The sequence below is a fragment of the Cupriavidus sp. 05N40 genome (assembly GCF_056397305.1).
The window spans coordinates 1-11,383 of sequence record NZ_JBFTND010000227.1 but is presented as its reverse complement, the minus strand read 5'-3'; the positions used below and the strand labels follow the sequence as shown (position 1 = coordinate 11,383).

Annotated in this window: 14 protein-coding genes; 12 read left to right on the top strand and 2 right to left on the bottom strand. The window is 65.4% G+C overall.

What is annotated here, in order from left to right:
* On the top strand, window positions 1-348 hold a 348-nt coding region (locus AC1DO7_RS34920), incomplete at its 5' end, for a sensor histidine kinase (protein ID WP_477117155.1).
* 125 nt (window positions 349-473) lie between these two features.
* Window positions 474-1,106, top strand: coding sequence for a response regulator transcription factor (locus AC1DO7_RS34915; RefSeq protein WP_441616129.1), 633 nt, complete (start codon window positions 474-476; stop codon window positions 1,104-1,106).
* Window positions 1,107-1,246: 140 nt separating this feature from the next.
* Here AC1DO7_RS34915 and AC1DO7_RS34910 read toward each other — a convergent pair whose 3' ends face one another.
* The gene (locus tag AC1DO7_RS34910) at window positions 1,247-1,951 is read right to left on the bottom strand and encodes a hypothetical protein (protein ID WP_477117154.1); all 705 of its coding nucleotides are present in this window, start codon (window positions 1,949-1,951) and stop codon (window positions 1,247-1,249) included.
* Window positions 1,952-2,049: 98 nt separating this feature from the next.
* Here AC1DO7_RS34910 and folD point away from each other — a divergent pair, with 98 nt between their 5' ends.
* The 9 genes from folD to AC1DO7_RS34865 all read left to right on the top strand — a co-directional run bounded on the left by folD (window position 2,050) and on the right by AC1DO7_RS34865 (window position 9,755).
* Window positions 2,050-2,901 carry a bifunctional methylenetetrahydrofolate dehydrogenase/methenyltetrahydrofolate cyclohydrolase FolD gene (gene folD, locus AC1DO7_RS34905; RefSeq protein ID WP_441616133.1) on the top strand — a complete coding sequence of 284 codons (852 nt, stop codon included), beginning with the start codon at window positions 2,050-2,052 and terminating at the stop codon, window positions 2,899-2,901.
* A gap of 92 nt (window positions 2,902-2,993) precedes the next feature.
* Window positions 2,994-5,087 (top strand): M3 family metallopeptidase, encoded by a 2,094-nt coding sequence (locus tag AC1DO7_RS34900; RefSeq protein ID WP_441616135.1) that lies wholly within the window; start codon window positions 2,994-2,996, stop codon window positions 5,085-5,087.
* Between the two features lie 267 nt (window positions 5,088-5,354).
* The gene (hutC, locus tag AC1DO7_RS34895; protein ID WP_441616136.1) at window positions 5,355-6,068 is read left to right on the top strand and encodes a histidine utilization repressor; all 714 of its coding nucleotides are present in this window, start codon (window positions 5,355-5,357) and stop codon (window positions 6,066-6,068) included.
* Window positions 6,069-6,328: 260 nt separating this feature from the next.
* Window positions 6,329-7,612: a tyrosine-type recombinase/integrase gene (locus AC1DO7_RS34890; RefSeq protein ID WP_441616138.1), complete on the top strand. Its 1,284-nt coding sequence runs from the start codon at window positions 6,329-6,331 to the stop codon at window positions 7,610-7,612.
* Between the two features lie 180 nt (window positions 7,613-7,792).
* Window positions 7,793-8,095, top strand: a complete 303-nt coding sequence (locus AC1DO7_RS34885; RefSeq protein ID WP_477117153.1) for a hypothetical protein — start codon at window positions 7,793-7,795, stop codon at window positions 8,093-8,095.
* Entirely contained in the window at window positions 8,083-8,349 is a 267-nt protein-coding gene (locus AC1DO7_RS34880; protein WP_441616142.1) for a hypothetical protein, read from the top strand. Before AC1DO7_RS34885 ends, AC1DO7_RS34880 begins: the two co-directional genes overlap by 13 nt.
* Before the next feature lie 8 nt (window positions 8,350-8,357).
* Window positions 8,358-8,654, top strand: a complete 297-nt coding sequence (locus tag AC1DO7_RS34875; RefSeq protein ID WP_441616144.1) for a hypothetical protein — start codon at window positions 8,358-8,360, stop codon at window positions 8,652-8,654.
* A 34-nt stretch (window positions 8,655-8,688) separates the two neighbouring features.
* Window positions 8,689-9,348 carry an SOS response-associated peptidase gene (locus AC1DO7_RS34870; RefSeq protein WP_441616146.1) on the top strand — a complete coding sequence of 220 codons (660 nt, stop codon included), beginning with the start codon at window positions 8,689-8,691 and terminating at the stop codon, window positions 9,346-9,348.
* A 212-nt stretch (window positions 9,349-9,560) separates the two neighbouring features.
* Window positions 9,561-9,755 carry a DUF2188 domain-containing protein gene (locus tag AC1DO7_RS34865; RefSeq protein WP_441616148.1) on the top strand — a complete coding sequence of 65 codons (195 nt, stop codon included), beginning with the start codon at window positions 9,561-9,563 and terminating at the stop codon, window positions 9,753-9,755.
* 45 nt (window positions 9,756-9,800) lie between these two features.
* On the opposite strand, the gene AC1DO7_RS34860 is transcribed toward AC1DO7_RS34865, so the two are convergent.
* Entirely contained in the window at window positions 9,801-9,995 is a 195-nt protein-coding gene (locus tag AC1DO7_RS34860) for a hypothetical protein (RefSeq protein WP_441616150.1), read from the bottom strand.
* Window positions 9,996-10,343: 348 nt separating this feature from the next.
* On the opposite strand from AC1DO7_RS34860, the gene AC1DO7_RS34855 reads away from it, so the two are divergent.
* On the top strand, window positions 10,344-10,595 hold the full coding sequence (locus AC1DO7_RS34855) for a hypothetical protein (RefSeq protein WP_441616152.1): 252 nt from the start codon (window positions 10,344-10,346) through the stop codon (window positions 10,593-10,595).
* The last annotated feature ends 788 nt before the right edge of the window (window positions 10,596-11,383 follow it).

The window sequence follows — 11,383 nt, the reverse complement described above, 5'->3', positions numbered from 1 at the left end:
GTGCTGGTCAACCTACTCAAGAACGCCGTCGAGGCCATGGCCGGCCTGCCCGCCATGCGCTCGACCGGCGTGGTGCGCCTGCATGCGCGCGTGGAACCCGGCGAGTTCGGCAACAATATGCGCATCGACGTGATCGACCAGGGCCCCGGCGTGGACGAGGCCACCAAGGAACGCCTGTTTGAACCATTCTTCAGCACCAAGTCCGACGGCATGGGCATGGGCCTGAATATCTGCCGCTCCATCATCGAATCCCACCAGGGAAGGCTATGGGTGGAGAACAATGTCGACGGCATCGGCTGCACCTTCAAGATCATGCTGCCGCTGCAACCGGCGCTGATCGACCAGTAGGCTGCGCGCGACACGACCCGAGCCAGGCGGCCCTCGCCGGGGGGTAACCCCCGCGGGCCCCTGTCGCTAGCCGGCCGGGGCGGTTACACTTGGCGACAAATGACTTTGTTGTCCCAGGAGACTTCATGAACGTGACGCCAAACCCTACCTCCCACCGCGGCGAGACCGTCTTTATCGTCGACGACGATGAAGCCATGCGCGACTCGCTGACCTGGCTGCTGGAGGGCAATGGCTACCAGGTTCGCAGCTTTACCAGCGCCGAGCAGTTTCTCTCCGCCTACGACGCCGGCCAGGTTTCGTGCCTGATCCTGGACGTGCGGATGCCGGGCATGAGCGGGCCCGAGCTGCAGGAGCGCATGATCGCGGAGAACATCAATATCCCGATCGTCTTCATCACCGGCCACGGCGACGTGCCGATGGCGGTCTCTACGATGAAGAAGGGCGCGATCGATTTCATCGAGAAGCCGTTCGACGAGTCCGAACTGCGCTCGCTGGTCGAACGCATGCTGCAGAAGGCGCGCACCGACCATTCCGCCGCGCGCGAGCAGCGCGCCGCCAAGGACCTGCTGGGCAAGCTCACCACGCGCGAGCAACAGGTGCTCGAGCGCATCGTCGCAGGCCGCCTGAACAAGCAGATCGCCGACGACCTGGGCATTTCCATCAAGACCGTGGAGGCGCACCGCGCCAACATCATGGAAAAGCTCAACGTCAACACCGTGGCCGACCTGCTGCGCCTGGCCCTGTCGAAGAACAGCTGAGCGCAAGCGGCATGCGCCCGTAGCGCGGTCCCGCCCGGGGGCCCGCTACATGGCCATATGGCCAGATGGCCATATGGCCATCTGGCCACCTTGCCTTCCCCGCGCGGGGAGGCGCACTGTGGCCCTGATACCCCTCCCGCTCACGCCTCCGGGTCCCGGAGATACTCCTCGTCGCGAAAGGTCACGACCCATTGCGGCTTGTAGACCACGAACACCGCGACCAGCATGYCGGTCAGGAAGGCCTCGCCAAACGCCAGGATCAGCACCGCCGTCAGCGTGTCCGACAGCGTCAGCACGCCGTCGCCCATGCTGAGGCTGCGCCATGCGGCCTGCGCCGCCCCGGCGCCCAGCGCGGCCAGCCCGGCCGCGAAGTAGCCATGACCGAGAATGAAGACAAAGGGGTGGCGTGGCAGCAGCTGGCGCATGGCGCCCTGCAGCGCCGCTGAAATCAGCGCCGGCAGCAAACCCATCCACGCATAGCGGGGCCACAAGGATGGCCAGTCGATGCCGCTCCAGGTCTCCCCTGCCAGGTAGCCGAGGCCCAGCAGCGATACCAGATCCGCCACCAACAGCGACAGCAGCGCCAGCGGCAGCCCGAACAGCGTCACCATCAGCGTGGCGCCAGACAGCTGGAATGCCAGCGCGCCCGGCAGCGCCACCCTGGCCGTCCACAGCAGCGTCACGAACAGCAGCGCACCCAGCCAGCCGTGCTGCAGTTCGTCGCGCCGGAGCAGTTGCCAGGGCCGGCGCCATAGCGCCCAGGCCAGCCCGGCAAGGCTGAGCGCCGCCAGCAAGGCTTGCGCGCCCTGCCCGCCGGGCGCGAGGAAATAGGTCAGTGCGTGCATGCAGGGATGCTACCAGTGCCCCTGGCGGCATCGCCCCCGGTTGCGTCAACCTTTATAATTCCGCTTTATCCCTTCTTCCCACCTTCCCCTCCGATCCCATGCCAGCCCAACTCATCGACGGCAACGCCCTTGCCAAGCAACTCCGCGCGGAAGCCGCCCAGCGCGCCGCCCGCCTTACCGAGCGCGGCCACCGGCCGGGCCTGGCCGTGGTCCTGGTCGGCGATGACCAGGCCAGCCAGGTCTACGTGCGCAACAAGGTGAAGGCCTGCGACGACAACGGCTTCCACTCCTCGCTGGACCGCTATCCGGCCGACCTGAGCGAAGCCGACCTGCTGGCGCGCATCGACGCCCTCAATCGCGACCCGAACATCCACGGCATCCTGGTGCAACTGCCCCTGCCCAAGCATATCGACAGCCACAAAGTGCTCGAAGCGATTGCCCCGGAGAAGGACGTGGATGGCTTCCACGTAGCCAATGCCGGCGCCCTGATGACGGGCGCCCCCCTGTTCCGCCCCTGCACGCCGTACGGCTGCATGAAGATGCTGGAATCGGTGCAGTTCCCGTTGCGCGGTGCCCGCGCCGTGGTGGTGGGCGCCTCCAATATCGTCGGCAAGCCGATGGCGATGCTGCTGCTCCAGGCCGGCGCCACGGTCACCATCTGCAACAGCAAGACGCGCGACCTGGCCGCCCATACCCGCGACGCCGACGTGATCGTGGCCGCGGTGGGACGCCGGAACATCATCACCGCCGACATGGTCAAGCCCGGCGCGGCCGTGATCGACGTGGGCATGAACCGCGACGACAATGGCAAGCTGTGCGGCGACGTGGACTTCGCCGGCGTCAAGGAAGTGGCCGGCTATATCACGCCGGTGCCCGGCGGCGTGGGCCCGATGACCATCACCATGCTGCTCATCAACACGCTGGAAGCCGCAGAGCGAGCCGCCGGCTGAGGCCGCCCGCCGCCATCGCGGCACTGGAAAACCTGCCACCCCGCCCCAATGTGCGGGGTATTGCCTTTATGGGCTCTGCCAAGAGAGACGTCATGGACCAAGCCGCCAACGCTAACGCCGCCAATCCGCTGCTGGATTTCACCGACCTGCCCCGTTTCTCCGATATCCGCCCCGAGCATATCGGGCCGGCGCTGGACGTGCTGCTGGCCACCGCGCAGGCCGCCGTCGAGCGTGCCGAGGCGCCCGCCACCGAAGCCACCTGGGCCAATGCCGTGGAAGCGCTCGAGACCGCCACCGAGCCGCTCGGCCGCGCGTGGGGCGTGGTCGGGCACCTGAGCGCGGTCGCGGACACGCCCGCGTTGCGCCAGGCGCACGCCGATAACCTGCCGCGCATGACCGAGTTCTGGTCCTCGCTGGGGCAGAGCCTGGCGCTGTACGAGAAATACAAGGCCCTCGCCGCCAGCCCCGAATTCGCCACCATGAGCGCGGCGCGCCGCCAGCTCATGGAGAATGAACTGCGCGGCTTCCGCCTGGGAGGCGCCGAACTGCCCGAAGACAAGAAACCGCGCTTCGCCGCCATCCAGGAACAGCAGGCCCAGCTGTCCAAGGCCTTCTCGGATCACGTGCTCGACGCGACCAACGGCTATGCGCTGGTGATCGAGGACGAAAGCCGGCTGGGCGGCCTGCCCGCGGACGCGCTGGAAGCCGCGCGCGGCGCGGCCGAGAAGGACGGCAAGGCGGGCTGGAAGTTCACCCTGCACTTCCCTTCCTATTTCCCGGTGCTGCAGTACGCCGACGACCGTACGCTGCGCCAGACCATGTACGAAGCCAGCGTCACGCGCGCGTCGGAGCTGGCCGGACAATACGGCCAGGGCAAGTCCGAATGGGACAACACCGCCAATATGCGCGAGCAGCTGGCGCTGCGCCGCGAGGAGGCCCTCCTGCTCGGCTATGGCTCCTACGGCGAAGTTTCGCTGGTGCCCAAGATGGCGGAATCGCCGGCGGAGGTGCTGCGCTTCCTGGACGAGCTGGCTGCCCGTGCCCGCCCGTTCGCCGAGCAGGACTGGGCCGAACTCAAGGCCTTTGCCGCCAGCGAGCTGGGCCTGGCCGAACTGGCGCCGTGGGACGTGGCCTACGCTTCGGAAAAGCTGCGCGAACAGCGCTACGCGTTCTCCGAGCAGGAGGTCAAGCAATACTTCCCGGAGCCCCAGGTGCTCAAGGGGCTGTTCGGCGTGGTGGAAAAGCTGTTCTCGGTCAGCATCGAAGCCGACCAGGCCCAGACCTGGCACCAGGACGTGCGCTTTTTCCGCGTGGTATCGCCCGGTGGCAACCTGCTGGCGCAGTTCTATATCGACCTCTATGCCCGCGAAGGCAAGCGCGGCGGCGCCTGGATGGACGACGCGCGCGGGCGCAAGCTGCTCGCTGACGGCCGCGTGCAGACGCCGGTGGCCTACCTGACCTGCAATTTCTCCGCGCCGGTGGGCGGCAAGCCCGCGCTGTTCACGCACGACGAAGTCATCACGCTGTTCCACGAGTTCGGCCACGGCCTGCACCATATGCTTACCCAGGTGGGCGAACTGGGCGTGTCGGGCATCAACGGCGTGGAATGGGATGCGGTGGAGCTGCCGTCGCAGTTCATGGAGAACTTCTGCTGGGAATACGAAGTGCTGGCCGGCATGACCGCGCATGCCGACAGCGGCGAGCCGCTGCCGCGCGCGCTGTTCGAGCGCATGCTGGCCGCCAAGAATTTCCAAAACGGCATGATGACGCTGCGCCAGATCGTGTTCTCCTCGTTCGACATGCATCTGCATACCGACTTCGACCCCGCCGGCGAGAAGTCCGTGCTGGCGCTGTCGCGCGAGATCAACGACCGCGCCCACGTGGTGCCGCAGCATCCGCTGTCGCGCTGGCCGAACACCTTCAGCCATATTTTCGCGGGCGGCTACGCGGCCGGCTACTACAGCTACAAGTGGGCGGAAGTGCTGTCGGCCGATGTGTACGCGGCCTTCGAGGATGCCGCCAAGCTGTCGGGCTCCGTGCTGGACGCCGAAACCGGCGAGCGCTACCGCCGCGAGATCCTGTCGGTGGGCGGCAGCCGCCCGGCGATGGAGTCCTTCACCGCGTTCCGCGGCCGCGCGCCGCAGATCGATGCGCTGCTGCGCCATGGCGGCATGGCACTGGCGTGAGCCCCGCGGCACTGGCCCGGGCCCGCGCATAGCGCAGCCGGCCAGGAACACGGGGGAGCGGACGGGCGGCTCGGTGCGCGCCGTCCCGCCGTTTCTCCTTGTCCGCCGTTTCTCCTTGCCCGGCGTCGCCCGCGCGCGGCTTTGCCGGCAGGGACCTTGTCCTCGCATGGAGAGGCATGTCCGGCACCCGCAATCAAAAAGCCGCAAGGTGACGGCCCAGACCACTCCGAATTGGCTAGACAGGCCCAGTCAAGTAAGATGCGGGCCATGAGCTACCTGCCGCCTGCCGCCGCCTACGCGCACATCAAGAACTACCTCAAGGAGGGCCTCAGCGCCGGACGCTGGCCGCCAGGCACCCTGATGCCGTCGGAGTCCGAGCTGGTGACCCAGTTCAGCGTCAGCCGCATGACCGCCAACCGCGCCGTGCGCGAGCTGCAGGCCGAGGGACTGGTCGAGCGCGTGCAGGGCGTCGGCACCTTTGCCACCCAGCCCTATCGCGCGTCCTCCACGCTGACGATCCGCGATCTCCATGACGAAATCACCGAGCGTGGCCACAAGCATCGCTCCGAGGTGCACCTGGCGCGGGCCGAAACGGTAAGCGACACCCTTGCCCCGCGCATGGGCCTGCCGGCCGGCAGCAAGGTCTTCCACACGCTCATCGTCCACAGCGAGAACGGCGTGCCGCTGCTGTGCGAAGACCGCTACGTCAACCCTGCCCGTGCGCCGGACTATCTCGGCGTGGACTTCACCAGGACCACGCCGACCAACTACCTGCTGACGGTGGCGCCGCTGTGGGAGGCGCAGTATTCCATCGAAGCGCAACTGCCCACCGCGGAAGAAGCGCAACTGCTCGGCATCAAGCCCGGCGAGCCCTGCCTGGTCGTGGTACGCCGCACCGAGAGCCAGGGCTCGCCGATCACGCTGGCGCGCCTGGTGCATCCGGGCTCGCGCTATACCATAGAGGGTTCGTTCAAGCCCTGAAGATGGCCACGCGCATTTGCCCTGGCCGCCTACGAACCTCCACCAAAGGGATACCCAGCTTTCATGAGAATCGCAACCTGCAATCTTCATTAGCGACTCCGGACGATTCTCAGTGGCTCAGCTTTCCGCCGAAAACTAGGGCTCATCAAGGGTTTTAGGCGCACACAGTCTCACTGCGCATCGTATTGGCGCGTCTTTTTTGGGTAGCTGGTTGGGTAGCTAGAATCGCTATAATGCGCTGGCTACCCAACGAGGATCCCATGCCCCGTATCACCTACGCCCTTGACGATATCCAACTCCGCCGCTGGGTCGCGGCCGGCGAACCCGTTGCCAAGGCGGATGGCGACGGGCTGACGTTCACCCTATCTGGCGCAGGGACTGCCGCCTGGGTTCTGCGGTACCGCATTCCCGGCGGCCGGCGCAAGGAACTCACCCTCGGCAACTACCCAGACCTATCGCTCGCGGCGGCGCGCAAAGCTGCTCGCGCGCACCGCGTTGCCATCGACAACGGGATGGACCCAGCAGCCGAGAAACGCCAGGAAAAGGCCAAGACCGCCGCCGCCTGGTCGGTCCGCACCCTCGTGCAGGACTTCCGAGAAAAGCGCCTCTCCCAGGATGTTGGGCACCCACTTGCGGAGGGCACCGTCTACTACCGGAACTGGGATCTCGACAACGTGGTGCTGCCAAAACTGGGCAGCATGGAGGTGCGGAAAGTAACCCCGACCGACATCGTCGCGGCCATTGAGGGTGCCAACCGATCTTGGACCGTCAGCAAGCGGATCTTGACCACACTGTCGCAGGTATTCGACCACGCTTGCGGGCGCCGCATCATCGTCGCGAACCCGTGTGCTGGCGTCAAGCTGACCGCCTTGATGGGTCCGCGGCCCCCGGTGCGCAAGCGGCTAATGCTCACGGCGGAGGAGCTGACGTCTATCCTGCCGGGGATCGACGAGACCATCGGGCGGGAGAATGGGCTGTCGCTGCGAATCCTGCTGGCCACCTGCGTGCGCACGAACGAACTGGTGAAGACGCTGAAGGACGATGTCGACCTGGACCGCCGCGCCTGGTTCGTGCGGGATGAAACGGTCAAGACGCGCCGCGGCTTCCTCGTCCCGCTGACACCCATCGTCACCGAATGGTTTGAAGAGCTGATCGCCCTCTCCGGTGGCTCGCAGTGGCTGCTGCCGGCACGCCGGGCCGACCGTGTCGCGCGGCATGGCGACACGCACATCGGCAATAGCACGCTATGGGCGGCCATCGACCGCGCGTTCGAGCGCGGGGGGCTGAAGATCCGCCGGTTCACGCCCCACGACACCCGCAGCACGGCCAAGGGCCACATGATGAACATGGGGATCGCGAAGGAGATCACCGAGCTGGCGCTCAACCACGCGCTGAAGGGGATGGAGGCCATCTACGACGTTCGCGAGGAGATCCCGGAGCGACGCGCAGCGCTGGAGAGGTGGTCGGAATTCATCGCGGCATGCGCGGAAGGGACAGTGGCAGACGTCGTGCAACTGCCCTCGGCACGAACGCGCGCGGCCTGATTCGGGCGCTGCGGGCCGGCCGCACCATACTGTATATCCATACAGTTAACTCAACTATCCGCGCTTGGCTTCGGACGACTTTTACACTGTATATCCATACAGTGTTTTCGGAGTGCGCCCATRTTCACCTGCGATCCCGGTACCGTCTACCTATACAGCCACTCCCACGGAGCGGCGCGTTTGGCCGTTCGCTGCCTCCACCTGGCCATCGAGGATCCGCTGCTCACCGCTGACACCTGGAATCCTGAGGTTGAGGCCGCTGCCCAGGCCGCGAGCGCGACGATCACCCTGACGGGAGTCGATACCGCGGCGATCGTGACGCTGCCCTGGAGCCTTGACCGCCTGGCGGTCAACTACCAGGGCGCTTCACTGAGCTTCCAGCTCGCCAACAGCATCCAGTTCACCGGCCCCCGCTCGATCCGCCTGCGCACCCGCGGCGAGCGCCACTATGCCACCCCGCAGGAGATGGCATGTTCCCTGTGACCTACGACGCGGCATCGATCTTCCTGGAAACCCACTTCCTGCCCGGCGATACGGCCGAGTTGCGCCTCGACTGCGAAGGCGTCACCGTAACGGCCAGCGCGGTGACCGTGCACGGCATCGAAACGCGCCACATTGAGAAGATGTGGTGGACGGCCGACTACCTGTCGTTCGAGCAGGACGGCCAGCAACACCGGATCAAGGTGGGCCGGCCGGCAGTGAAGCCGCCGCTGCGCGCGTACTTTCCACGCACCTGAGGCTCGTCATGGGTAACAGCAAACTCTCCGCTGGCTGCCAGATCCACGAGCCCGACAGTGCCGAGCCTGCCGGGCCGTCGGAAAATGGCATCCTCGCCCGGGTTCCGGGCAACTACATCTCCGATGCTGGCAAGCAGCTGCCACCACCCAGCTATGACGGTCCCACCGAGGGCGAGACGGTAATCCTCGGCGGACAGGCGGGCCTCGTGCGCATCTTCTTCAGGCGCATGATCGCGCGCCGCGGCAAGCACTCGCACTGCTTCTGGGCTGCCTACCGGGCCGAGCCAGTCGACGGCGCCGAGTGAGATACTAGGAGCCCAAGCCCACGGGAGCCCACCCATGTGCAACAACTACGCCCCGGTGCAGCGCCAGCTGCTGCGTGACGTGTATGGCGTCGAGCCGCTTGCGCTCGACTATCCCGCGGAGACCTGGCCGGACTATGCCGCGCCGATCATCGTGGGCAACAGCGACGGCGCGCGCCAGGCGCTGATGGGCACGTTCGGCATGGTGCCAAAGTCGCGGATACCATCGGGCGTGGCCAAGTTCGACACAACCAATGCGCGATCGGAGACGGTCGGCGAGAAGCGCTCGTTCTCGGGGCCGTGGAAGAAAGGACAGGTCTGCCTGGTGCCGGCCACCAGCTTCTTCGAGCCGAACTACGAGTCAGGGCCCAAGTCCGTGCGCTGGCGCATCTGGCTGAAAGGCGAGCCCGAGTTTGCGATCGCCGGCCTGTGGCGCGACTGGGTCGAAGAAGGCGGCAGCCAGCTGTTCAGCTTCACCATGCTGACCATCAATTCGGAAAAGCACCCACTGATGAACCGCTTCCACGCCCCGGGCAAGGAAAAACGAATGATCGTGATCGTGCCGCGGGCGGAGTGGGATGACTGGCTGACCTGTCGGGATCCCGAACGCGCGCGCAGATTCATGCGCCCCTACCCGCCGGAGTTGATGGCAGCCGAGCCGGCGCCGCGCGAACCGCGGGCGAAAACCATCGCGTAGAGCGCCCCAAGTGTCACCACGGCGCGCATGTGCAGCGCGCGTTTTCGTCACCTCCCCGTATCCAGGCGGCTCTCAGCATCCTCCCCCTTTCGCGAAAGCGCCCCCGAGCATCCATTTGCTAACGCAATCCGCGAAGGTAGGCCGGTGCCCGACATCGGAGTCCGCATAGCACAACTAGAACGAACGCATGACCAAGGGCATGAGGTGACCAAATGTCAATCGCGACTGTCAGCGTAGTGCTAACCGAAGAGTCACATTGGGCGGTAGAGTCCAGTGATAACGATGGGGTCCGCATCAAATACGCCTCTCGCGGAGAGGCGATCTCCGCCGGCTTGCAGATGGCAATAGACAAGCGGGCCGTCCTGAAGATCCACGCGAGGAGGATTAGTCCTGAATCGGCTCTATGACAAAGCCCTCGCGCTCAAGCTGGGGGGCAAGCGCGCGGGCAGTGGTCAGCGTGTCCGTGTGATGGCTTCAAGGACAGCGCCGCCCTTGGGCGTGATGCAGGGTCGGCGCCCTGAAGCGATTTCCCCCAGGTAGATAAGCTGGTGCTCGCGGAGCGCTTCCAAATCCGCGCGATCCAGTCCAGTGTGATCCAGGGCGCCTTGGACTAGCATGAGTGTCGCTACTTCATGGGGGCTCAGCATGCTTGCCTCTTATATTTTTGAACGGCAGCGGGGAACGTAGATTGCAACCATTGATCGAGACCGGTCTCCCGCTCTGCCGCCTAGGTTGCAACTTATGAGATCGTTGACCGCCAGGCGCCAATGCATTCAACACACTCCATTCCGGATCTTCAAGCTCTTTCCTGCTTATTAAGGGAAACCCCTCGGCTTGACCGGTGGGCGCGGGCATTTTTTCGTATTGTCATGTAGTGGGACTACGCAGCTCCTCGTCATGACGGGCAGCGGTGTGCCGACTAACCCATTTGCCTGATGGACGCAATCCAATACTTCTGCCACAGTGCTTTCCCGACTCCCTTGAGGGCACCATCCATGACCGTTGACTGGTTCCTGATTGACGCGCCTCGCGTCGTGCCGGACGAATTTTCCGCCTGGGAGGTGGCCGAGAGCCATTGGACAGAGCTGTTTTACCGGCTGCTCGACGCGAAGGCGGGCAGCCTCGCAGAACGTGAGCTAGAACACCAGGTAATGGCGGCCAAGCGGGAAGCCGATCGCCTTGAGCGGGTCGCCCGCGCGATTTGGGCGCGCGAGCAATGTCAAGGGCGGATGAGTGGGAGCGCCTAGGAGGCGATCTCCATCCAGCAGGAATATGCTTGCGAGAGTTGAAAGTACGCGTCTTCAGGGCCATTTACGCTACAGGCTTATTTCCCCCAGCGCGCCGCTGGCGCCCGGAATCACTATGATCGAAGTTCTTGCAGCCCCCCAACCGCCTGCCAAGGCCGTCTTCCAGCGGCTATGCGGGGTGGTAGACCAAGCCTGTCAGCAGCACTGCGCCCGATCTGCCGTCCTCGCCGCGCAGGCGCAGGGATTGAGCGGTGGTCGGCTGCCCGATGCAGGGGCGGAGCAGTACGCGTACACCGATGCAGACGGCAACCGTGTTCGTCTCCAGCTCCACCCTATGGACAGGCCCGGAGGGGCCGGCCTGTTGACACAATTGATCCTGACCCTCACCCCCGCCGACGGACTCACTCGCACCCATCTCCGACAATGCGAAGATCAGCCGACGGCATGATGCCCCGGCCTTAAGGCGCGCGCAGACACGGAGCGGAGGCATTCAACCAAACGGCCAATAGCAACGCTTCGTACGCTCCACTACCCTCCTATCTGCATTACTTTGATGGACGGCCCCGCCGCTGCCATTCCCGCTCTTCCCGATTCAAGCAGCGGCGGTTTTTTTGTTCGAGTGAATCACCAACCACTTCATCGACGCTGAGCCCTCACCTCGTTCCCCCAGGTCTGTCAGCCGCGTCCGTGGACTTACGATGCCTGGCAGCCCATGCTCCCGGCGCCCACCAAGTCCCGCATAACCCCGTCCTGCCACGCGTCATAATCGGCCGTGGCCGGCGCGTGAG

Excerpts from the sequence above, each read along its gene's own strand:
- AC1DO7_RS34915 (WP_441616129.1), top strand. The coding sequence starts at position 474 with ATGAACGTGACGCCAAACCCTACCTCCCACCGCGGCGAGACCGTCTTT.
- folD (WP_441616133.1), top strand. The coding sequence starts at position 2,050 with ATGCCAGCCCAACTCATCGACGGCAACGCCCTTGCCAAGCAACTCCGC.
- AC1DO7_RS34900 (WP_441616135.1), top strand. The coding sequence starts at position 2,994 with ATGGACCAAGCCGCCAACGCTAACGCCGCCAATCCGCTGCTGGATTTC.
- hutC (WP_441616136.1), top strand. The coding sequence starts at position 5,355 with ATGAGCTACCTGCCGCCTGCCGCCGCCTACGCGCACATCAAGAACTAC.
- AC1DO7_RS34890 (WP_441616138.1), top strand. The coding sequence starts at position 6,329 with ATGCCCCGTATCACCTACGCCCTTGACGATATCCAACTCCGCCGCTGG.
- AC1DO7_RS34880 (WP_441616142.1), top strand. The coding sequence starts at position 8,083 with ATGTTCCCTGTGACCTACGACGCGGCATCGATCTTCCTGGAAACCCAC.
- AC1DO7_RS34875 (WP_441616144.1), top strand. The coding sequence starts at position 8,358 with ATGGGTAACAGCAAACTCTCCGCTGGCTGCCAGATCCACGAGCCCGAC.
- AC1DO7_RS34870 (WP_441616146.1), top strand. The coding sequence starts at position 8,689 with ATGTGCAACAACTACGCCCCGGTGCAGCGCCAGCTGCTGCGTGACGTG.
- AC1DO7_RS34865 (WP_441616148.1), top strand. The coding sequence starts at position 9,561 with ATGTCAATCGCGACTGTCAGCGTAGTGCTAACCGAAGAGTCACATTGG.
- AC1DO7_RS34860 (WP_441616150.1), bottom strand. The coding sequence starts at position 9,995 with ATGCTGAGCCCCCATGAAGTAGCGACACTCATGCTAGTCCAAGGCGCC.
- AC1DO7_RS34855 (WP_441616152.1), top strand. The coding sequence starts at position 10,344 with ATGACCGTTGACTGGTTCCTGATTGACGCGCCTCGCGTCGTGCCGGAC.